This is a genomic window from Pseudomonas sp. GW456-E7 (assembly GCF_059424105.1).
In genome coordinates, this window is the sequence record NZ_JBWKZB010000030.1 from 64,089 (window position 1) to 84,626 (window position 20,538).

Genomic DNA, 20,538 nt, shown 5'->3' on the forward strand with positions numbered 1-20,538 from the left:
GGAGTATCGCACAAGTAGGCGCGTAGTTCGCCTGCTGTTTATCGACAGGCACAAACTCTTTCCATGAATCTGCTCAAATCGTTGGCCGCCGTCAGCTCTATCACGATGCTTTCCCGGATTCTGGGGTTTGTCCGAGACACCCTCATCGCGCGTACATTTGGCGCAGGAATGGCGACCGACGCCTTCTTTATCGCCTTCAAATTGCCCAATCTGCTGCGGCGAATCTTTGCCGAAGGGGCGTTTTCCCAAGCGTTCGTGCCGATTCTTGCCGAATATAAAAGCCAGCAGGGTGAAGAGGCGACGCGTACCTTCATCGCCTACGTCTCGGGCCTGCTCACGCTGGTACTGGCGCTGGTCACGGCGTTGGGCATGATCGCCGCGCCGTGGGTCATCTGGGTCACCGCGCCGGGTTTCACCGACACGCCGGAAAAATTCGAACTGACTTCCAGTCTGTTGCGGGTGACCTTTCCCTACATCCTGCTGATTTCCCTGTCGTCGTTGGCCGGCGCGATCCTCAATACCTGGAACCGCTTTTCGGTGCCGGCCTTCGTGCCGACCCTGCTGAACGTCAGCATGATCATCTTTTCGGTGTTTTTGACGCCGTACTTCGATCCGCCCGTCATGGCGCTCGGCTGGGCGGTACTGGTCGGTGGCCTGGCGCAGTTGCTCTATCAGCTACCGCACCTGAAAAAGATCGGCATGCTCGTACTGCCGCGCCTGAACCTGCGTGACAGCGGTGTGTGGCGCGTCATGAAGCAAATGTTGCCGGCCATTCTCGGTGTCTCGGTGAGCCAGATTTCGCTGATCATCAACACCATCTTCGCGTCTTTCCTGGTGGCCGGTTCCGTGTCGTGGATGTATTACGCGGACCGTTTGATGGAGCTGCCGTCCGGGGTGTTGGGCGTGGCGCTGGGGACGATTCTGCTGCCGACCCTGGCCAAGACCTACGCCAGCAAGGATCGCCACGAATACTCGCGCATCCTCGACTGGGGCCTGCGACTGTGCTTCGTGCTGGTATTGCCTTGCGCCCTGGCGCTGGGGATTCTGGCCGAACCGCTGACGGTTTCCCTGTTCCAGTATGGTCAGTTCGATGCCCATGATGCGGCCATGACCCAGCGTGCGTTGATCGCCTATTCCGTGGGGTTGCTCGGAATTATCGTGATTAAAGTGCTGGCGCCGGGCTTTTATGCGCAACAAAACATCCGCACGCCGGTGAAAATCGCAATTTTCACGCTGGTCGTCACTCAGTTGTTTAACCTGTTGCTGATTGGTCCTCTGGCTCACGCGGGCCTGGCGCTCGCCATCAGCGCCGGCGCCTGCCTCAATGCGGGGTTGCTCTTCTATCAGCTGCGTAAACAGCAGATGTACCAGCCGCAACCGGGCTGGGCAAAGTTCGGCTTCAAGCTGGTGATTGCGGTGGCGGTGATGTCTGGCGTGTTGCTGGCAGGGATGCATTTCATGCCGGCCTGGGGTGAGGGGCAGATGCTTGAGCGTTTCCTGCGTCTGGGTGCCTTGGTCGTTGCCGGTGTGGTGGCCTATTTCGGCATGTTAGTGTTGATGGGCTTCCGTTTGCGCGACTTCAATCGCAAGACGCTGGGCTGAGGTTCCGGCCTCGATAAACACGGGCGGGCCGGCGGTTTTGTCGGCTCGATCACTTTGGGTTACGGTGTTGCCTGTCGTCGGCCGCCGGGTGTGGTTATAATCGACCACTTTATGAGCAAGAAGCGCGTTATGCAGCTGGTTCGAGGCCTCCACAATCTGCGCCCCCAGCATCGGGGCTGTGTCGCCACTATTGGCAACTTTGACGGTGTACACCGTGGCCACCAGGCTATCCTGGCGCGGCTGCGTGAGCGTGCGCTCGAGTTGGGCGTGCCCAGTTGCGTGGTGATTTTCGAGCCGCAACCGCGCGAGTTCTTCGCTCCGGAGACCGCACCGGCCCGTCTGGCCCGTCTGCGGGATAAGCTGCAATTGTTGGCCGCCGAAGGCGTCGACCGCGTTCTGTGCCTGGCTTTCAACCAGCGCCTGAGCAAACTCAGCGCCAGCGAGTTCGTCGATACCATTCTGGTCGATGGCCTGGGTGTCCAGCACCTGGAGGTCGGTGATGACTTCCGTTTCGGTTGTGACCGCGCGGGAGATTTCGATTTCCTGCAACAGGCCGGCATCCTTCAGGGATTTACCGTCGAAGCGGCGCAAACCGTCGAGCTGGATGGCATCCGGGTCAGCAGCACGCAGGTCCGCAATGCCCTGGCCGCCGCGGATTTCGCCCTGGCCGAACGCCTCCTCGGGCGGCCGTACCGGATCGCCGGTCGCGTATTGCATGGCCAGAAGCTTGCTCGGCAGTTGGGTACGCCCACGGCCAACATACAACTCAAGCGCCGTCGCGTACCGTTCACCGGGGTTTACCTGGTGGACGTCGAGATCGATGGCAAGACCTGGCCCGGCGTCGCCAATATCGGCGTGCGGCCCACGGTTCAAGGTGATGGCAAAGCCCACCTGGAAGTGCATCTTTTAGATTTTGCCGGCGATCTGTATGACCGGCGTTTAACGGTGGTATTCCACCACAAGCTGCGTGAAGAGCAGCGTTTCGCCTCTCTGGAGGCACTGAAAACGGCGATCAGCGCGGATGTCGCCGCCGCCCGTGCACTAGCCGCACCTAGCGCCCATCGCTAATGAAGAGCCTTAAATGACCGACTATAAAGCCACGCTAAACCTTCCGGACACCGCCTTCCCAATGAAGGCCGGCCTGCCACAGCGCGAACCGCAGATCCTGCAGCGCTGGGACAGTATTGGCCTGTACGGAAAGTTGCGCGAGATTGGCAAGGATCGTCCGAAGTTCGTATTGCACGACGGCCCTCCGTACGCCAACGGCACGATTCACATCGGTCATGCGCTGAACAAGATTCTCAAGGACATGATCATCCGCTCGAAGACCCTGTCGGGCTTCGACGCACCTTATGTCCCGGGCTGGGACTGCCACGGCCTGCCGATCGAGCACAAGGTCGAGGTGACCCACGGCAAGAACCTGGGCGCGGACAAGACCCGTGAACTGTGCCGTGCCTATGCCACCGAGCAGATCGAAGGGCAGAAATCCGAGTTCATCCGTCTGGGCGTGCTGGGCGACTTCGCCAACCCGTACAAGACCATGGACTTCAAGAACGAGGCCGGGGAAATCCGTGCCCTGGCTGAAATCGTCAAGGGCGGTTTCGTGTTCAAGGGCTTGAAGCCCGTGAACTGGTGCTTCGACTGCGGTTCGGCCCTGGCTGAAGCGGAAGTCGAGTACGAGAACAAAAAGTCCTCGACCATCGACGTGGCCTTCCCGATTGCCGACGAAGCCAAGCTGGCTGCCGCCTTCGGTCTGCCTGCCCTGGGCAAGCCAGCCTCGATCGTGATCTGGACCACCACCCCGTGGACCATCCCGGCCAACCAGGCGTTGAACGTCCACCCGGAATTCAACTACGCCCTGGTCGACGTCGGCGACAAACTGCTGGTGCTGGCTGAAGAGCTGGTCGAGTCGTGCCTGGCGCGCTACTCGCTGGAAGGTTCGGTGATCGCTACCGCTGCTGGTTCGGCGCTGGAACTGATCAACTTCCGCCACCCGTTCTACGACCGCCTGTCACCGGTATACCTGGCCGACTACGTCGAGCTGGGCGCCGGTACTGGCGTGGTTCACTCTGCACCAGCTTATGGCGTGGACGACTTCGTGACCTGCAAGAAGTACGGCATGGTCAACGACGACATCCTCAACCCGGTACAAAGCAACGGCGTGTACGTGCCTTCGCTGGAGTTCTTCGGCGGCCAGTTCATCTGGAAGGCCAACCCGGCCATCGTCGACAAATTGACCGAAGTCGGTGCGCTGCTGCATACCACCATCATCGAACACAGCTACATGCACTGCTGGCGTCACAAGACCCCGCTGATCTACCGCGCCACCGCGCAGTGGTTCATCGGCATGGACAAGCAGCCGACCACCGGCGACACCTTGCGCCAGCGCTCGCTCAAGGCCATTGAAGACACCCAGTTCGTCCCGGCCTGGGGCCAGGCGCGCCTGCACTCGATGATCGCCAACCGTCCGGACTGGTGCATCTCCCGTCAGCGCAACTGGGGCGTGCCGATCCCGTTCTTCCTGAACAAGGAAAGCGGCGAGCTGCACCCACGTACCGTCGAACTGATGGAAGAAGTTGCCAAGCGCGTCGAAGTCGAAGGCATCGAAGCCTGGTTCAAGCTGGACGCCGCCGAGCTGCTGGGCGCCGAAGCGCCGCTGTACGACAAGATCAGCGACACCCTGGACGTCTGGTTCGATTCGGGCACCACGCACTGGCACGTCCTGCGCGGTTCCCACCCAATGGGCCACGAAACCGGCCCGCGCGCCGACCTGTACCTGGAAGGTTCGGACCAACACCGCGGCTGGTTCCACTCGTCGCTGCTGACCGGTTGCGCCATCGACAACCACGCGCCGTACCGCGAACTGCTGACCCACGGTTTCACCGTCGACGAGTCCGGCCGCAAGATGTCCAAGTCCCTGGGCAACGTGATCGCGCCGCAGAAAGTCAACGACACCCTGGGCGCCGACATCATGCGCCTGTGGGTCGCATCTACCGACTACTCCGGTGAAATGGCGGTTTCCGAGCAGATCCTGCAACGCAGTGCGGACGCCTACCGGCGTATCCGTAACACCGCGCGCTTCCTGCTGTCGAACCTGACCGGTTTCAACCCGGCCACCGACCTGCTGCCGGCCGAAGAAATGCTGGCGCTGGACCGTTGGGCCGTGGATCGCACCCTGCTGCTGCAGCGTGAGCTGCAAGAGCACTACAGTGAATACCGCTTCTGGAACGTGTACTCGAAGATCCACAACTTCTGCGTGCAGGAGCTGGGTGGCTTCTATCTCGACATCATCAAGGATCGCCAGTACACCACTGGCGCCGACAGCAAGGCCCGCCGTTCGTGCCAGACCGCGCTGTTCCACATCTCCGAGGCGCTGGTGCGCTGGATCGCGCCGATCCTGGCGTTCACCGCCGACGAACTGTGGCAGTACCTGCCGGGCGAGCGTAACGAGTCCGTCATGCTCAACACCTGGTACGAAGGCCTGAGCGAGCTGCCGGAAGGCTTCGAGCTGGGTCGCGCCTACTGGGACCGCATCATGGAAGTGAAGGTCGCGGTCAACAAAGAAATGGAAATCCAGCGTGCAGCCAAGGCTGTCGGTGGCAACCTGCAAGCCGAAGTGACGTTGTTCGCCGAAGACGCGCTGACTGCCGACCTGGCCAAGCTGAGCAACGAACTGCGTTTCGTGCTGATCACCTCGACTGCCAGCGTTGCCCCGTTTGTGAAGGCACCCGAGGACGCGGTCGTTACTGAAGTCAGCGGCCTGAAGCTGAAGATCGTCAAGTCGGCCCACGCCAAATGCGCCCGTTGCTGGCACTGCCGCGAAGACGTCGGCGTGAATCCGGAGCATCCGGAAATCTGCGGTCGTTGCGTGGATAACATCAGCGGCGCTGGCGAGGTCCGTCACTATGCCTAATGCCGTTGGCCGTTTCGGACGGCTGAGCTGGCTCTGGTTGAGTTTGCTGGTCCTGGTCATCGACCAGGCCAGCAAGTTCTACTTCGAAGGCAAGCTCCAGATGTACCAGCAGATCGTGATCATCCCCGATTACTTCAGCTGGACCCTGGCCTACAACACTGGCGCGGCGTTCAGCTTCCTGGCTGACAGCTCCGGCTGGCAGCGCTGGCTGTTCGCCTTGATCGCGGTGGTGGTCAGTGCGGTGCTGGTGGTGTGGCTCAAACGTCTGGGGCGCAACGAGACCTGGCTGGCGGTCGCGCTGGCGCTGGTGCTCGGCGGCGCGCTGGGCAATCTGTATGACCGCATTGCCCTGGGCCATGTGATCGATTTCATTTTGGTGCATTGGCAGAACCGCTGGTATTTCCCGGCGTTCAACTTTGCCGACAGCGCAATTACCGTTGGTGCGGTGATGCTGGCACTGGATATGTTCAAAAGTAAAAAGACCGGAGAAACCGTTCATGACTGAACAGGTATTGGCTGAGCAACGCATCGGCCAGAACACGGAAGTCACCTTGCATTTCGCATTGCGCCTGGAGAATGGCGACACGGTGGACAGCACCTTCGACAAAGCCCCGGCGACCTTCAAGGTCGGTGACGGCAACCTGTTGCCAGGTTTCGAAGCAGCCCTGTTCGGTTTCAAGGCCGGTGACAAGCGTACACTGAGCATCGAGCCGGAAAACGCGTTCGGCCAGCCGAACCCGCAAAACGTGCAGATCATTCCGCGCTCGCAGTTTGCAGACATGGAACTGTCGCCGGGTTTGCTGGTGATCTTCAACGATGCGGCCAATACTGAACTGCCGGGCGTGGTGAAAGAGTTCGACGACGCGCAAGTGACCATCGACTTCAACCACCCGCTGGCGGGCAAGACGCTGACCTTTGACGTCGAGATCATCAACGTCAAAGCACTGTAAAAGTGTGGGAGCGGGCTTGCTCGCGAAAGCGGTGTGTCAGACGACATCAATGTTGAATGTCAGTCAGCATTCGCGAGCAAGCCCGCTCCCACACTGAACCCTCGCTGTTCTTGAACACGGTGTTCGACGAACGGCAGGGCATTACCATTTTTCGCGCGCAAGACACGAGGCACAGCATGCAAATCAAACTCGCCAACCCCCGTGGCTTCTGCGCCGGTGTGGACCGGGCGATCGAAATCGTCAACCGCGCCCTGGAAGTTTTCGGGCCGCCGATCTATGTGCGCCACGAAGTGGTCCACAACAAATTTGTCGTCGAAGACCTGCGCTCCCGTGGTGCGATCTTCGTCGAAGAGCTGGATCAGGTGCCGGACGACGTCATTGTGATCTTCAGTGCACACGGCGTTTCCCAGGCCGTGCGCAGCGAAGCGGCTGGCCGCGGGCTGAAAGTGTTCGATGCTACGTGCCCGCTGGTGACCAAAGTCCACATCGAAGTGGCGCGCTACAGCCGTGACGGCCGAGAGTGCATTCTCATCGGCCACGCCGGTCACCCGGAAGTCGAAGGCACCATGGGCCAGTACGATGGCAGCAATGGTGGCGCGATCTACCTGGTCGAAGACGAGAAAGATGTCGCGGCGTTGCAGGTGAACAACCCTGAAAAGCTCGCCTTCGTGACCCAGACCACCTTGTCGATGGACGATACCAGTCGCGTTATCGATGCCCTGCGTTCGCGCTTCCCGGCCATCGGCGGACCGCGCAAGGACGACATTTGCTACGCCACGCAAAACCGTCAGGACGCGGTCAAGCAACTGGCCGACGAGTGCGACGTGGTGCTGGTGGTCGGCAGCCCGAACAGTTCCAACTCCAATCGCTTGCGCGAGCTGGCAGAGCGCATGTCCACTCCGGCCTACCTGATCGATGGTGCCGAAGACCTGCAAAAGAGCTGGTTCGACGGCGTCGAGCGTATCGGCATCACCGCTGGCGCATCCGCCCCGGAAGTCCTGGTGCGCGGTGTGATCCAGCAGTTGCAGGCCTGGGGTGCCACCGGTGCCGATGAGCTGGCCGGTCGCGAGGAGAACATCACGTTCTCGATGCCTAAAGAACTGCGTGTTCGCTCGTTGCTCTGAATCCAGTCCTTTTCTCGCATAACGCCTGCTCAACCTTGTCGTTGCGCAGGCTGACGCGGCCGGTCCGTGCCAACACCACTTGATGTCGGCTTACCTGCTCGCGAGCGGCGCAAATGTATAGCGTTCCTCCAATCAGTGCTTCGCCCTGACCTTTGAAGCGTATTGAGCTTTCAACCGAACCGTTCCCTGCAATCGACACGCGTGCGCCGCTCTGGCGTTCGGCCAACAGTGGATTGTCGCTGTCCATCTCCCCCTTGCCGCTGATATCCAGGATCATCCGCCAGCCTTGGCTCCAGTCGCCATTGATGCCGTGAATCACCACGGCCTGGTTGCGGACGATGGCTTCGCTCCGGGCGGTGCGAATACCACTGAAAAGAGCCTGCGCCGCTTGCTGTCTTTGGTTCGACTCGATCAGCGTTGCGAACGCCGGAGTCACCAGAAGCAGAACAATTCCTGTAATTGCCAGTCCCATGAGCAGTTCGATCAGGCTGAAGCCGTGTTGTCGCATGATATTTCCCTCCGTGGCGTGCTGTGGCTCGCGCAATCCGTGCGCGAGAAATGGCAACGCACAGCATCGTTCGAACGTTGTGCTGCGCAACAGCAGGTATAGCCGAAGGAAACAGAAGGGCCCGATGGAGCATCGTACAAAAGGTTTCACGCTGATCGAGTTGCTGATCGCGCTCGCGATTCTTCTGATCCTGCTGACTATGGCCGTCCCGGCGTTTACCCGCTCGACTCAAACAACCAGGGCTGATACCGAAATCGCGGACCTGCAGCGAGCGTTGAATGTTGCCCGGCTCGAAGCCATCGAACGGGGCACTACCACACGGGTACGGCCGACAGCCGGCGGGGATGTCTGGAGTGGGGAGCTGGCGATTTACGACGGTACTGGCGCTTTGGCCAATGTATTGCGGGTTGTTCCGGCGATGAGCAGCGGCGCAACTCTGGCGCTAACCTCTGGCGTCACTGCCATCGATTTCAACAGTCTGGGCGGATTGTCATCACCGTCCTCGGAGGTGCTGATCAGCTATGGGCGGGGAGCACAAAGCAGGACGCTGACAGTGTGTTTGAACGGACGAATTCTATTGGGTGGACGTTGCGGATGAGGGCAGGGATGCAAGGCGCGCAGGAGGGCATGACGCTGGTCGAAGTCCTGGTGGCGTTAGTCATTCTGGGAGTGGGATTGCTGGGCGCAGCGGCGTTTCAGCTCAATGCGCTGAAGTACACGGACAGCGCGCGCATGACCAGTCAGGCCAGTTTTATCGCCTACGACATGCTGGACCGCATTCGCGCCAATGCCGCTGCGGACTACACCATTGCGCCTCCGGCTTCGGGCAATCCGGATGTTGCCCGGGATCAGGACCTGTTTGACTTCAACGCCAACATTGTCAGCTCACTCGGCGCCACCGCGACCGGCAGGGTCACCGTCAACCAGCAGCTGTACACCATCACGATCAACTGGGACGACTCACGGGCCGCGAATACTGCCGACTCGCGGCGCAGCTTCGTCCTGACCAGCCGCACGGCCGTCGATCCGGGGGCGACCCCATGATTCGTTGCAGCAAAGGCTTTGGCCTGGTCGAGTTGCTGATCGCCCTGGCATTGAGCCTGATCGTGGTGCTCGGCGTGGTGCAGGTTTTCATCGCGGCCAAGAACACTTATCTCAGCCAGAGTGCGGCCGCGAACATGCAGGAGGATGCACGTTTCGTACTGAGCAAAATGATTAAGGAAATCCGCATGGTCGGGATGTTCGGTTGTCTGGAAACGATCACTGATTCAAGTAAGGAGGGTGATTTCCATTCCAGTCGTACAACGCCGATTCGTTGGGACAACGGCGGCCGCCAGTTGACGCTGGTGATGTCGGATGTCGGCAGCAATGGCGACAAGCCGGACTGGACTGTGCTTTCCGATTGTAAAACCCATTCGACGGCCTACAGTGAAGGCCGGACGCCAGCGGCAGGGCAGCAGGCATTTCCGATCCGGCGGCTGACATACAGGTTCAGTAACAACCAATTGCTCATGAAGGGCGGGGCCGCAGCAGACCAGGTACTGGTGGACAATGTCGGCGCTTTCGACGTGAGCTTCGGCTTGGCCAGCACGGCCACTGATCTGGCAGCATCGCGCTACAGCAGCAACCCGCCGGACCCCGCGCTGATTCGTAGCGTTCGCCTGAGCCTGACCCTCACCGATCCGAGCCGTCGGGTGAGCGATCAAACCTTCAACGTGGTTGCCGCGCTGCGCAACCGCTTGCCATGAGGGGATGCCATTGAGTCGTTCTCCCATGACGTATTACACCCAGCGCGGCATGGCGCTGCTGGTCAGTCTGGTGTTCTTGCTCTTGTTGACGCTGATGGGTCTCTCCTCGATGCAGAGCGCGACCCTGCAGGAAAAAATGGCCGGTAGCGTCGCCTTGCACAACCAGTCGTTTCAGAGCGCCGAGGCAGCATTGCGGGTGGGCGAGAGTGGCGTGCAACGGGACAGTTATGCGCTACCTGTTTGCAGCGGCATCGTTCAATGTGCACCACCGTCCGAGTCCTCGACTATTACCGCCGCCGGCTTCAACGCCATTTCCGGAGTGACCTGGATTGCATCGGGCAAGGGTTTTTATGGCGTGCAAAACATCGGTGTCAGCAAGAAGGCGGTGAATGTGCCGATCAATACCCAGGCGACCTTGTATCGGGTAACGGCAGTCGGCATCGCGGGGCATTCGCGCAGTGTGGTGGAGAGTATCTATGCGAAGTACTGAGCGACCTGTCAGGTTATGGTCGCACCTGCTCGGCGTCGTGGTCGCGCTTGACCTGTCGATGTCGGCGCATGCAGCCACGCCAGCGGATTCGCCAGCGCTGAACTGGCCAACCTGTCTGGCGAATGGCAACTGGTACGGTTTCTATCATGGCAATCAGGGCTTGAAAGCCGTCTGCCTGAAGCTGCCCGAAGCGATCAGCGTTAAGATGCTCGACAGCAACGCCGATGGAGTGGTCGACAACATCGACGCGCTGTCCGAGGGTGTGATCTTCGTCGGAGAGCATCCGACCCAGAATACCGGTGACAATGGCGGGGCCGTAAACGATTCCACTGGCGACGATACGCCGGGGATGGAAAAATCCGGCGGCAGCCGTCGCATCATGTGGCGACAAATACAGTAAGTGAGAGTTGAGGCATGCGTAGTTCCAACCGCGGTTTTACCCTGATCGAAATCATGATCGTGATTGCGATCATCGGGATTGTCATGACCATTGCCGCCCCGAGTTTCACCGAGTACCTGAACAAGGGCCGTCGCGCGGAAGTGGCGGGTCTGCTTTCGGAGCAGGCGCAGCTCCTGGAGCGCTTCTACTCGCAGAAAAATGTCTACACCGATGCGACGGGCCTCAGCGCCGGCAATGACTACTACAGCATCACTCCAACCCTGACCGACCAGACCTTTCTGCTGACGGCGGTACGCAAGACCGGCTCAAGCATGGCCACTGACAAATGCGGTGATCTGACTATCACCAACACCGGTGTGCTGGGAATGGTCAATGCGAAGTCCGGCCTGACCAGCAAAGACTGCTGGGGGCGCTGAGTTTCCTTTTCGGGTGCTTTTTGCACCCTCTGTCTATTTAACGATTGGATCAGAACATGACCAGGCAACAGCAAGTGGTGATTGTCGGCGGTGGGGTGATTGGCTTGCTGACGGCCTTCAATCTCGCCTCCGAAGTGCAAAGCGTTGTGCTGCTGGATCGCTCGAACGTCGGTCAGGAGTCGTCCTGGGCCGGTGGCGGCATCGTTTCGCCGCTTTACCCGTGGCGCTACAGTCCGGCGGTCACCGCGTTGGCTCACTGGTCCCAGGATTTTTATCCGCAACTGGGCGAGCGCTTGTTCGCCGCCACCGGTGTTGATCCTGAAGTGCATACCACCGGTCTGTATTGGCTGGATCTGGATGACGAGGCTGAAGCGCTGGCATGGGCCGCCCGGGAACATCGTCCATTGAGTGCCGTTGATATCTCAGCGGCACACGACGCGGTGCCAGTGCTGGGCAGCGGTTTTTCCCGGGCGATCTACATGGCCGACGTCGCCAACGTGCGTAACCCGCGTCTGGTGAAGTCGCTCAAGGCCGCGTTGCTGGCGCTGCCGAACGTGACGATCCATGAGCAGTGCGAAGTCAGCGGGTTTGTTCGTGACGGCAACAAAGTGGTCGGCGTGCAGACCGCCACAGGTGCTGTTCTCGGCGATCAAGTTGTCCTGACGGCGGGAGCCTGGAGCGGTGATTTGCTCAAGCGTCTTGATCTGACGCTGCCGGTCGAGCCGGTGAAAGGGCAGATGATTCTCTACAAGTGCGCGGCGGATTTCCTGCCAAGCATGGTCCTGGCCAAGGGCCGTTATGCGATTCCCCGGCGCGACGGACACATACTGATCGGCAGTACGCTGGAGCATGAAGGTTTTGACAAGACGCCGACCGGGGCGGCACTGGAAAGCTTGAAGGCGTCGGCGGTGGAATTGATCCCGGCACTGGCTGATGCCGAAGTGGTGGGGCACTGGGCCGGATTGCGCCCGGGATCACCTGAGGGCATTCCCTATATCGGCCCGGTGCCGGGGTTTGACGGGCTCTGGCTCAACTGTGGGCATTACCGTAACGGACTGGTGTTGGCGCCGGCGTCATGTCAGTTGTTTGCCGATGTGATGCTGGGTCGTACGCCGATTATCGATCCGACGCCTTATGCGCCTGCTGGAAGACTGTGAACAAAACACAAAAGATCGCAGCCTTCGGCAGCTCCTACATGGTGAGCGCACCTCCTGTAGGAGCTGCCGCAGGCTGCGATCTTTTTAAAGTCTCAATCCAGTCCCAACTTCTTGAGCCTGTAACGCATCGACCGGAATGACAGGTTCAACCGCTGAGCCGCTGCCGTGCGGTTCCAGCGGGTTTCCTCCAGGGCCTGGAGCAGCAGTTGGCGTTCGACGTTTTCCAGATAGGTGTCCAGATTGTCTATCCGGGTCAGGTCTGGCATTCCACCTTCAGCTGTGCAATTGCCTTCAGCCAGGCGCAGGTCACCGGCTTCGATCTGATTGTCCTCGCACAAGGTGTGAGCCCGTTCGAGCATATTTTCCAGTTCCCGCACGTTGCCCGGGAAGCGATAACTTTTCAGCGCATCGAGGGCCTGGGGGTGGAGTCTGGCTGCCGGTTGACCCGTATCGGCGGCCAGGCGCTTGAGTATGTGGCTGGCCAGCACCTCGATGTCATCACGACGCTCGCGCAGGGGCGGCACCCGGAGTTCGATCACATTCAAACGGTAGTAAAGATCATGCCGAAATCGCCCCGCGGCGACTTCGGCGCCAAGGTCCTTGTGTGTGGCGCAGAGAATGCGCACATCCACCGCCACTTCCTGCTGCCCGCCAACACTGCGTACGGCTTTCTCCTGAATGGCGCGTAGCAGTTTGACTTGCATTGTCAGCGGCAGGTCGGCCACTTCGTCGAGGAGCAGGGTGCCGCCGTGAGCTGTCTGGAACAGACCGGGTTTATCTTCGATGGCGCCGCTAAAGCTGCCTTTGCGATGGCCGAAAAACTCGCTCTCCAACAGTTCCGAGGGAATCGCCGCGCAGTTGATCGCAATGAACGGCTGCTTGGCGCGAGGGCTTTGATCATGGATCAGGCGCGCGACCAATTCCTTGCCACTGCCGGATTCTCCGCTGATGTATACCGTCGCATGACTGTTGGCCAGTTTGGTGATGTGTTTACGCAGGTTGCGCATGGGTAAAGAGTCGCCCAGCAACCGGCGATCGATGTCGACCCCGCGGGCAGGAAGCAGCAGGGCGCTGGTGACCAGTTCACGCAGGCGCGTAAGGTCCACCGGCTTGGTGAGGAAGTCGAATGCTCCGGCCTTGAGCACATTGATTGCGGTTTCGAGACTGGCATAGGCGGTGATCATCGCCACCTGGACCTGAGGGTGACGTTGCTGGATGTGCTGCACCAATTCCAGGCCGGTGCCATCCGGCAATTGCATGTCGGTCAGGCAAAGATCGAATGTTTCGCTTTTCAGCAGCGATTGCGCTTCGACGACATTACGGGCGTTGAACGTCTCCAGTTTCATCCTTCCCAGGGTGATTTCCAGGAGTTCGCGTATGTCTGGTTCGTCATCGACGATCAAGACTTTTTGTCGTGGTCTCGTGTTCAAACTAGGTTCCGTCCGTGAGCAAGGGTCATGCAAAAGCAGCCGCTTTCCTGGCGTGCCTTGAAGTCTAGGCGGGACGGAGTGCTTTCGCCCGGCTGGCCGGACAGATAAAGCCCCGGGCCCGTGATAGACGGGGCGAGGGCTTCGGGATGGAGTATTTCCAGTGATTTCAGGTCAAGCCATGGCGGCGACATTTGCGCGCGGCGCTGCAGGTACAGGACGTTTTCGATTACCCGGTTCATTCGCAGAGAGAGGTCTTGAATAATCTGCGTCAGACGTCACTCGATGCCTTTCAGTTCCTTGGGTGCCAGCGATAGTCCTCGATCGGCCGCCAATTCGGGGGAGTGTCAGCGGCCGCTGGCGTCCTTGTCCTGCTCGAGATGAGCCTGGCTGCAATACCACCGTTGGTCGAGGCTCAGCGCGCGGTCACGGGGCAGGTGAACGCCGCAATGGGCGCAGCGGACCATGGGCGCTGCATCCCGTTCGGCAGGGGGCCTGGGGGTGGATGCCTGCCCCTTGAATTTGCGCCAGAACCATACGGCAGCGGCAATCAGGGCAATCCAGAACAATAAACGAAGCATGGTGAGCTGCTTTTTGACTGATGATCCGGCAGTTTAGCCAAGGACCTGACAGGCGCACAGTGTAATAAAGCACTGAAATAAAAAAGGGAGACCCGAGAGTCTCCCTTTTGCACAGCCCGAGGTGTCAGTCGAACACGCCGAGGGTCATGTAGCTGAACCACGAGCGGTCGCTGTTATTGCCTTCCGCTTCGTGATTTTCTTCTTCGATCACGTCGCCATTGTCGTCTTTAGGCTTGAGCTCGGACGGAATCGCGTCCTTGGCGTCCTGGAACTGCTTCTGTACGTCCTGGTTGGCGCGGGTTTCGCCCGGCGGCAGCGGCGGACGGGATTCGATCAGGCCCAGGGTCGCCTTGCTCAGCCACGAGCGGTTGTCGGCTTCGGCCACGGTCGGCACGAACTGGCCGTCTACCAGCGTCGGGTGGTTCGGGTAGTTGAGTTTCAGGGTTTCCAGGCTGGTGGCAGCCAGTTCGTCCAGGTGCAGGCGCTGATAGGCCTCGGTCATCACCGCCAGGCCGTCGCCGACCGAAGGGGTTTCCTGGAAGTTTTCCACCACGTAACGACCGCGGTTTGCCGCCGCGACATAGGCCTGGCGGGTCAGGTAGTAGTCGGCCACGTGAATTTCGTAGGCGGCCAGCAGGTTGCGCAGGTAAATCATGCGCTGCTTGGCATCCGGCGCGTAACGGCTGTTCGGGAAGCGGCTGGTCAGCTGGGCGAACTCGTTATAGGAGTCGCGGGCGGCGCCCGGGTCACGCTTGGTCATGTCCAGCGGCAGGAAACGCGCCAGCAGGCCGACGTCCTGGTCGAAAGAAGTCAGGCCCTTGAGGTAGTAGGCATAATCGACGTTCGGATGCTGTGGGTGCAGACGAATGAAGCGCTCAGCCGCGGACTTGGCCGCTTCTGGCTCGGTGTTCTTGTAGTTGGCGTAGATGAGTTCGAGTTGCGCCTGGTCGGCATAGCGACCGAACGGATAACGCGACTCCAGAGCCTTCAGCTTGGCGATGGCGCTGGTGTAGCTACTGTTGTCCAGGTCATTTTGAGCCTGTTGGTACAGCTCGACTTCACTGAGGTTTTCGTCTACGACTTCCTTCGATGAGCAAGCAGCGGTCAATGCGAGGATGGCGATCAGCAGCAGGTGTTTCACTTGCATGGCGGCTTGCGTCCCTATGACGGCCGCTGTCTTGGGCGTGGCCGTCCTGTTATGATGAGCGCCCCGTTGAAAAGCCTCGGGGCAAAAGACGCCGTATTTAACCACAAGCGCGCAGCCGAAACCAAAGGCTGTGCCGACGCCTAGTCTGAGCATGTCCGATAAAATTGAACTTCGCGCAGAGGTGCCGTCCGAATTGGGCGGCCAACGCCTCGATCAAGTCGCCGCACAATTATTCGCTGAGCACTCGCGCTCGCGCCTTTCCGCCTGGATCAAAGACGGCCGCCTGACTGTGGATGGGGCGGTTATCCGCCCGCGAGACATCGTCCATGGCGGCGCCATCCTTGAGTTGACTGCCGAGCAGGAAGCTCAGGGCGAATGGGTCGCTCAAGACATAGCCCTGGACATCGTCTACGAAGACGACGACATCCTGGTGATCAACAAGCCTGCGGGCCTGGTGGTGCACCCGGCTGCCGGTCATGCCGACGGCACCTTGCTCAACGCCTTGCTGCACCACGTGCCGGACATCATCAATGTGCCCCGCGCCGGTATCGTGCATCGCCTGGACAAGGACACCACCGGTCTGATGGTGGTGGCCAAGACCATTCAGGCGCAGACGCAGCTGGTGACACAGTTGCAGAGCCGCAGCGTCAGCCGGATCTACGAGTGCATCGTGATCGGTGTGGTGACGGCCGGTGGCAAGATCAACGCGCCTATCGGTCGTCACGGCCAGCAACGCCAGCGCATGGCCGTAATGGAGGGTGGTAAGCAAGCCGTCAGCCATTACCGCGTGCTCGAGCGCTTCCGCTCCCACACTCATGTGCGGGTGAAGCTGGAAACCGGTCGTACGCACCAGATCCGCGTGCACATGGCGCACATCAACTACCCGTTGGTCGGAGATCCTGCCTACGGCGGTCGTTTCCGTATTCCGCCGGCCGCCAACCCGACCATGGTCGAGTCGCTGAAAAATTTCCCGCGTCAGGCGCTGCATGCGCGTTTCCTGGAACTGGATCATCCGACCACCGGTAAGCGCATGAGTTGGGAATCGCCGTTGCCGGAAGACTTCGTCTGGCTGCTGACCCTGCTCAAGCAAGACCGCGAGGCGTTCATCGGATGAGTGACTGGCTGATTCCTGACTGGCCCGCGCCGGCCGGGGTCAAAGCCTGTGTGACCACCCGTGCGGGCGGCGTCAGTGTGGCGCCGTTCGACAGCCTCAACCTCGGTGATCACGTCGACGACAACCCTGAAGCGGTTGCCGAGAATCGCCGTCGTCTTACCGATCATTTCTCTATTCAGCCGGCCTGGCTGCAGCAGGTCCACGGCATTGTCGTGGCTCATGCCGATCCGGGCCGGGTGGACACGGCTGATGCCAGCTGGACATCAACGCCGGGTGTCGCCTGCGCAGCGATGACTGCGGACTGCCTGCCTGTGCTGTTTTGCGACCGTGCCGGGACGCGTGTCGCGGCAGCCCATGCCGGTTGGCGTGGATTGGCAACTGGTGTGCTGGAAGCGACTCTCGACAGCCTCAATGTGCCATCCGCCGAAGTACTGGTCTGGCTCGGCCCGGCCATCGGCCCGCAAGCCTTTGAAGTGGGCCCGGAAGTACGCGAGACCTTCGTTCAGCAGTTGCCGCAAGCCGCTGAGGCTTTTGTGCCGAGTCAAAACCCCGGCAAGTTTATGGCCGACATCTATAGGCTGGCCCGCTTGCGCCTGGCAGCTTGTGGTGTAACCGCGGTCTACGGCGGCGGTTTCTGCACCGTGACCGACTCACGCTTCTTTTCTTACCGCCGCAGTCCACGCACTGGTCGGTTTGCCTCCCTTATCTGGCTCGAACGCTAGACTTGCCTGACCTGCATCAACGTCACGACGCTTGAAACTCCCAGAATCGACCACATCTATTGTGGTATCTGGCAGGTTTCTTCATTCAGGATGTTTTATAGGTCCGGCCTGCTCAAAAGGAAGGTGACCCATGCGTATAGACCGTTTAACCAGCAAATTGCAGTTAGCGTTGTCCGATGCCCAATCCCTGGCTGTCGGCCACGATCATCCGGCCATTGAACCGGCGCACTTGATGCAAGCCTTGCTCGAGCAGCAGGGCGGCTCGATCAAGCCCCTGTTGATGCAGGTGGGCTTCGACGTCAACAGCCTGCGTAAAGAGCTGACCAAAGAGCTCGACCAGCTACCGAAAATCCAGAACCCGACCGGCGATGTGAATATGTCACAGGATCTGGCGCGCCTGCTCAACCAGGCCGATCGTCTGGCGCAGCAGAAAGGCGACCAGTTCATCTCCAGTGAGCTGGTGCTGCTCGCCGCCATGGACGAGAACAGCAAGCTCGGCAAGCTGTTGCTCGGCCAGGGCGTGAGCAAGAAAGCCCTGGAAAACGCGATCAACAACCTGCGTGGTGGCGAGGCCGTCAACGACCCGAACCACGAGGAAGCACGCCAGGCCCTGGACAAGTACACCGTCGACCTGACCAAGCGCGCCGAAGACGGCAAGCTCGATCCGGTGATCGGTCGTGACGATGAAATTCGCCGGACCATCCAGGTGCTGCAACGTCGTACCAAGAACAACCCGGTGCTGATCGGTGAGCCTGGCGTGGGTAAAACCGCCATCGCCGAAGGCCTGGCCCAGCGCATCATCAATGGCGAAGTGCCGGATGGCCTCAAGGGCAAGCGTCTGTTGTCCCTGGACATGGGGGCGCTGATTGCCGGTGCCAAGTATCGTGGTGAGTTCGAAGAGCGCCTGAAATCCCTGCTCAATGAACTGTCGAAGCAGGAAGGGCAGATCATCCTGTTCATCGACGAACTGCACACCATGGTCGGCGCCGGTAAAGGCGAAGGCTCGATGGATGCGGGCAACATGCTCAAGCCGGCCCTGGCCCGCGGTGAACTGCACTGCGTGGGCGCCACCACGCTGAACGAATACCGCCAATACATAGAGAAGGACGCCGCTCTCGAGCGACGTTTCCAGAAAGTGCTGGTGGACGAGCCGAGCGAAGAAGACACCATCGCCATCCTGCGTGGCCTCAAAGAGCGTTATGAGGTTCACCACAAGGTGGCCATCACTGACGGCGCCATCATTGCAGCGGCCAAGCTCAGTCATCGCTACATCACTGACCGGCAGTTACCGGACAAGGCCATCGACCTGATCGACGAAGCCGCCAGCCGCATCCGCATGGAGATCGACTCCAAGCCTGAAGTGCTGGACCGTCTGGAACGTCGCCTGATTCAGCTGAAGGTGGAATCCCAGGCGCTGAAGAAAGAAAGCGACGACGCAGCGAAGAAGCGTCTGGAAAAACTGCAGGAGGAAATCGCTCGTCACGAGCGTGAGTACTCGGATCTCGAAGAAATCTGGAACTCGGAGAAAGCCGAAGTCCAGGGTTCTGCGCAGATCCAGCAGAAAATCGAGCAGTCCCGTCAGGAACTGGAAGCGGCCCGCCGCAAAGGCGACCTGAACCGCATGGCCGAGTTGCAGTACGGTGTAATCCCGGACCTGGAGCGCAGCCTGCAAATGGTCGATCAGCATGGCAAAGCCGAAAACCAGTTGCTGCGCAGCAAGGTGACTGAAGAAGAGATCGCCGAAGTCGTGTCGAAGTGGACCGGTATTCCGGTGTCGAAAATGCTCGAAGGCGAGCGCGACAAGCTGATGAAGATGGAAAGCCTGTTGCACCAGCGTGTGATCGGCCAGGATGAAGCGGTGGTGGCTGTTTCCAACGCGGTGCGGCGTTCCCGTGCCGGGTTGTCCGACCCGAATCGCCCGAGCGGCTCGTTCATGTTCCTCGGCCCGACCGGTGTCGGTAAAACCGAGTTGTGCAAGGCGCTGGCCGAATTCCTCTTTGATACCGAAGAGGCGATGGTGCGGATCGACATGTCCGAGTTCATGGAGAAACACTCTGTGGCTCGCCTGATCGGTGCGCCACCGGGCTACGTGGGGTATGAAGAGGGCGGTTACCTGACCGAGGCCGTACGTCGCAAGCCGTATTCGGTGATCCTCATGGACGAAGTCGAGAAGGCGCACCCGGATGTGTTCAACATCTTGCTGCAAGTGCTCGAAGACGGCCGTCTGACCGACAGCCATGGCCGCACGGTGGATTTCAAGAACACCGTGATTGTCATGACCTCCAACCTGGGGTCGGTACAGATCCAGGAACTGGTCGGTGACCGTGAGGCGCAGCGCGCGGCGGTGATGGATGCGATTTCCAGCCACTTCCGGCCGGAGTTCATCAACCGGGTCGACGAAGTGGTGATCTTCGAGCCGTTGGCGCGGGATCAGATCGCCGGCATTACCGAGATCCAGTTGGGTCGTCTGCGTAGCCGCCTGACCGAGCGCGAGCTGAAGCTTGAGCTCAGCCCTGAGGCCATGGACAAGCTGATCGCGGTCGGTTACGACCCGGTGTACGGCGCACGGCCGCTCAAGCGCGCTATCCAGCGCTGGATCGAGAACCCGCTGGCGCAGCTGATTCTGTCCGGACGGTTCATGCCGGGCGATACCGCTCACGGTGTGGTGGAAAACGACGAAATCGTCTTCGTCTGATCCATAACGGCAACAAAATCGAAAAGGCCTCGCAATGCGAGGCCTTTTTTTCGTTAGGCTGTTGAACTCAAAGGAAAAGGCTTGTAAAGTGCGCCCCGCAGTCAGTCACCCGCCAGGGTTTCCGCTCCCCAAGCTGGAATCCAAAATAAGTTGCAAATCATTAACTTGAAAGCAATTTAGGGGGTTGACAGAGGTGCTGAAGATTGTAGAATAGCGCGCCTCAGACACACGAACGCAGCGATGCGAACGGGTCGAAGAGAACGCAGTAAAGCTTCAAAGTTGTAAATTGAAATATGTAGTTCCGTGATAGCTCAGTCGGTAGAGCAAATGACTGTTAATCATTGGGTCCCAGGTTCGAGTCCTGGTCACGGAGCCAATTTCAAACCGGGGTATAGCGCAGTCCGGTAGCGCGCCTGCTTTGGGAGCAGGATGTCAGGAGTTCGAATCCCCTTACCCCGACCATATTTGGGTCGTTAGCTCAGTTGGTAGAGCAGTTGGCTTTTAACCAATTGGTCGTAGGTTCGAATCCCACACGACCCACCAT

The 20,538-nt window shown here is 59.9% G+C and carries 20 protein-coding genes and 3 tRNA genes; 19 read left to right on the plus strand and 4 right to left on the minus strand.

Annotated elements, in window-relative coordinates:
• The first annotated feature begins 63 nt into the window (after nt 1-63).
• From murJ to ispH, 6 genes are all read left to right on the plus strand, one after another.
• Nucleotides 64-1,602: a murein biosynthesis integral membrane protein MurJ gene (gene murJ, locus AC07YV_RS19155; protein WP_102701730.1), complete on the plus strand. Its 1,539-nt coding sequence runs from the start codon at nt 64-66 to the stop codon at nt 1,600-1,602.
• A 129-nt stretch (nt 1,603-1,731) separates the two neighbouring features.
• On the plus strand, nt 1,732-2,670 hold the full coding sequence (ribF, locus tag AC07YV_RS19160; protein ID WP_104451400.1) for a bifunctional riboflavin kinase/FAD synthetase: 939 nt from the start codon (nt 1,732-1,734) through the stop codon (nt 2,668-2,670).
• A gap of 13 nt (nt 2,671-2,683) precedes the next feature.
• A complete protein-coding gene (gene ileS / locus AC07YV_RS19165) occupies nt 2,684-5,515 on the plus strand; it encodes an isoleucine--tRNA ligase (RefSeq protein WP_102701728.1) in 2,832 nt (943 codons plus the stop codon).
• A complete protein-coding gene (gene lspA, locus AC07YV_RS19170) occupies nt 5,508-6,020 on the plus strand; it encodes a signal peptidase II (RefSeq protein ID WP_007970932.1) in 513 nt (170 codons plus the stop codon). The genes ileS and lspA overlap by 8 nt, the downstream gene beginning before the upstream one ends.
• Nucleotides 6,021-6,027: 7 nt before the next feature.
• On the plus strand, nt 6,028-6,465 hold the full coding sequence (gene fkpB, locus AC07YV_RS19175) for an FKBP-type peptidyl-prolyl cis-trans isomerase (protein ID WP_173900849.1): 438 nt from the start codon (nt 6,028-6,030) through the stop codon (nt 6,463-6,465).
• 176 nt (nt 6,466-6,641) lie between these two features.
• Nucleotides 6,642-7,589 carry a 4-hydroxy-3-methylbut-2-enyl diphosphate reductase gene (gene ispH / locus AC07YV_RS19180; protein WP_102701727.1) on the plus strand — a complete coding sequence of 316 codons (948 nt, stop codon included), beginning with the start codon at nt 6,642-6,644 and terminating at the stop codon, nt 7,587-7,589.
• On the opposite strand, the gene AC07YV_RS19185 is transcribed toward ispH, so the two are convergent.
• Complete coding sequence (locus tag AC07YV_RS19185; protein ID WP_102701726.1) at nt 7,558-8,097, minus strand: GspH/FimT family pseudopilin; 540 nt, start codon at nt 8,095-8,097, stop codon at nt 7,558-7,560. The genes ispH and AC07YV_RS19185 overlap by 32 nt on opposite strands.
• Before the next feature lie 124 nt (nt 8,098-8,221).
• On the opposite strand from AC07YV_RS19185, the gene AC07YV_RS19190 reads away from it, so the two are divergent.
• The 7 genes from AC07YV_RS19190 to thiO are packed head-to-tail and all read left to right on the plus strand — an operon-like array spanning nt 8,222 to nt 12,308.
• Nucleotides 8,222-8,695, plus strand: a complete 474-nt coding sequence (locus tag AC07YV_RS19190) for a GspH/FimT family pseudopilin (RefSeq protein WP_102701725.1) — start codon at nt 8,222-8,224, stop codon at nt 8,693-8,695.
• Nucleotides 8,692-9,141 carry a type IV pilus modification protein PilV gene (gene pilV, locus AC07YV_RS19195; protein WP_102701724.1) on the plus strand — a complete coding sequence of 150 codons (450 nt, stop codon included), beginning with the start codon at nt 8,692-8,694 and terminating at the stop codon, nt 9,139-9,141. The genes AC07YV_RS19190 and pilV overlap by 4 nt, the downstream gene beginning before the upstream one ends.
• A complete protein-coding gene (locus tag AC07YV_RS19200; protein ID WP_102701723.1) occupies nt 9,138-9,845 on the plus strand; it encodes a PilW family protein in 708 nt (235 codons plus the stop codon). Before pilV ends, AC07YV_RS19200 begins: the two co-directional genes overlap by 4 nt.
• A gap of 10 nt (nt 9,846-9,855) precedes the next feature.
• Nucleotides 9,856-10,335, plus strand: coding sequence for a pilus assembly PilX family protein (locus tag AC07YV_RS19205; protein WP_102701739.1), 480 nt, complete (start codon nt 9,856-9,858; stop codon nt 10,333-10,335).
• On the plus strand, nt 10,322-10,735 hold the full coding sequence (locus AC07YV_RS19210; RefSeq protein ID WP_102701722.1) for a hypothetical protein: 414 nt from the start codon (nt 10,322-10,324) through the stop codon (nt 10,733-10,735). Before AC07YV_RS19205 ends, AC07YV_RS19210 begins: the two co-directional genes overlap by 14 nt.
• Nucleotides 10,736-10,749: 14 nt before the next feature.
• Entirely contained in the window at nt 10,750-11,151 is a 402-nt protein-coding gene (locus AC07YV_RS19215; RefSeq protein ID WP_102701721.1) for a type IV pilin protein, read from the plus strand.
• Nucleotides 11,152-11,207: 56 nt separating this feature from the next.
• On the plus strand, nt 11,208-12,308 hold the full coding sequence (gene thiO / locus AC07YV_RS19220) for a glycine oxidase ThiO (protein ID WP_102701720.1): 1,101 nt from the start codon (nt 11,208-11,210) through the stop codon (nt 12,306-12,308).
• Nucleotides 12,309-12,400: 92 nt separating this feature from the next.
• On the opposite strand, the gene AC07YV_RS19225 is transcribed toward thiO, so the two are convergent.
• From AC07YV_RS19225 to AC07YV_RS19235, 3 genes are all read right to left on the minus strand, one after another.
• A complete protein-coding gene (locus AC07YV_RS19225) occupies nt 12,401-13,738 on the minus strand; it encodes a sigma-54-dependent transcriptional regulator (protein WP_102701719.1) in 1,338 nt (445 codons plus the stop codon).
• 344 nt (nt 13,739-14,082) lie between these two features.
• The gene (locus AC07YV_RS19230; protein ID WP_102701717.1) at nt 14,083-14,316 is read right to left on the minus strand and encodes a PP0621 family protein; all 234 of its coding nucleotides are present in this window, start codon (nt 14,314-14,316) and stop codon (nt 14,083-14,085) included.
• Between the two features lie 124 nt (nt 14,317-14,440).
• Complete coding sequence (locus AC07YV_RS19235; protein WP_015096879.1) at nt 14,441-15,463, minus strand: outer membrane protein assembly factor BamD; 1,023 nt, start codon at nt 15,461-15,463, stop codon at nt 14,441-14,443.
• 151 nt (nt 15,464-15,614) lie between these two features.
• Here AC07YV_RS19235 and rluD point away from each other — a divergent pair, with 151 nt between their 5' ends.
• The 6 genes from rluD to AC07YV_RS19265 all read left to right on the plus strand — a co-directional run bounded on the left by rluD (nt 15,615) and on the right by AC07YV_RS19265 (nt 20,537).
• Complete coding sequence (gene rluD, locus AC07YV_RS19240) at nt 15,615-16,577, plus strand: 23S rRNA pseudouridine(1911/1915/1917) synthase RluD (protein ID WP_007990414.1); 963 nt, start codon at nt 15,615-15,617, stop codon at nt 16,575-16,577.
• Complete coding sequence (pgeF, locus tag AC07YV_RS19245) at nt 16,574-17,299, plus strand: peptidoglycan editing factor PgeF (RefSeq protein WP_102701716.1); 726 nt, start codon at nt 16,574-16,576, stop codon at nt 17,297-17,299. Before rluD ends, pgeF begins: the two co-directional genes overlap by 4 nt.
• A gap of 130 nt (nt 17,300-17,429) precedes the next feature.
• A complete protein-coding gene (gene clpB, locus AC07YV_RS19250; protein ID WP_015096877.1) occupies nt 17,430-19,994 on the plus strand; it encodes an ATP-dependent chaperone ClpB in 2,565 nt (854 codons plus the stop codon).
• Between the two features lie 300 nt (nt 19,995-20,294).
• Nucleotides 20,295-20,370: transfer RNA gene (locus AC07YV_RS19255), tRNA-Asn, on the plus strand.
• A 9-nt stretch (nt 20,371-20,379) separates the two neighbouring features.
• Nucleotides 20,380-20,456, plus strand: a tRNA-Pro gene (locus AC07YV_RS19260).
• A 5-nt stretch (nt 20,457-20,461) separates the two neighbouring features.
• Nucleotides 20,462-20,537: transfer RNA gene (locus tag AC07YV_RS19265), tRNA-Lys, on the plus strand.
• Nucleotide 20,538 lies beyond the last annotated feature (1 nt).

Excerpts from the sequence above, each read along its gene's own strand:
- murJ (WP_102701730.1), top strand. The coding sequence starts at position 64 with ATGAATCTGCTCAAATCGTTGGCCGCCGTCAGCTCTATCACGATGCTT.
- ribF (WP_104451400.1), top strand. The coding sequence starts at position 1,732 with ATGCAGCTGGTTCGAGGCCTCCACAATCTGCGCCCCCAGCATCGGGGC.
- ileS (WP_102701728.1), top strand. The coding sequence starts at position 2,684 with ATGACCGACTATAAAGCCACGCTAAACCTTCCGGACACCGCCTTCCCA.
- lspA (WP_007970932.1), top strand. The coding sequence starts at position 5,508 with ATGCCTAATGCCGTTGGCCGTTTCGGACGGCTGAGCTGGCTCTGGTTG.
- ispH (WP_102701727.1), top strand. The coding sequence starts at position 6,642 with ATGCAAATCAAACTCGCCAACCCCCGTGGCTTCTGCGCCGGTGTGGAC.
- AC07YV_RS19185 (WP_102701726.1), bottom strand. The coding sequence starts at position 8,097 with ATGCGACAACACGGCTTCAGCCTGATCGAACTGCTCATGGGACTGGCA.
- AC07YV_RS19190 (WP_102701725.1), top strand. The coding sequence starts at position 8,222 with ATGGAGCATCGTACAAAAGGTTTCACGCTGATCGAGTTGCTGATCGCG.
- pilV (WP_102701724.1), top strand. The coding sequence starts at position 8,692 with ATGAGGGCAGGGATGCAAGGCGCGCAGGAGGGCATGACGCTGGTCGAA.
- AC07YV_RS19200 (WP_102701723.1), top strand. The coding sequence starts at position 9,138 with ATGATTCGTTGCAGCAAAGGCTTTGGCCTGGTCGAGTTGCTGATCGCC.
- AC07YV_RS19210 (WP_102701722.1), top strand. The coding sequence starts at position 10,322 with ATGCGAAGTACTGAGCGACCTGTCAGGTTATGGTCGCACCTGCTCGGC.
- AC07YV_RS19215 (WP_102701721.1), top strand. The coding sequence starts at position 10,750 with ATGCGTAGTTCCAACCGCGGTTTTACCCTGATCGAAATCATGATCGTG.
- thiO (WP_102701720.1), top strand. The coding sequence starts at position 11,208 with ATGACCAGGCAACAGCAAGTGGTGATTGTCGGCGGTGGGGTGATTGGC.
- AC07YV_RS19230 (WP_102701717.1), bottom strand. The coding sequence starts at position 14,316 with ATGCTTCGTTTATTGTTCTGGATTGCCCTGATTGCCGCTGCCGTATGG.
- AC07YV_RS19235 (WP_015096879.1), bottom strand. The coding sequence starts at position 15,463 with ATGCAAGTGAAACACCTGCTGCTGATCGCCATCCTCGCATTGACCGCT.
- rluD (WP_007990414.1), top strand. The coding sequence starts at position 15,615 with ATGTCCGATAAAATTGAACTTCGCGCAGAGGTGCCGTCCGAATTGGGC.
- pgeF (WP_102701716.1), top strand. The coding sequence starts at position 16,574 with ATGAGTGACTGGCTGATTCCTGACTGGCCCGCGCCGGCCGGGGTCAAA.
- clpB (WP_015096877.1), top strand. The coding sequence starts at position 17,430 with ATGCGTATAGACCGTTTAACCAGCAAATTGCAGTTAGCGTTGTCCGAT.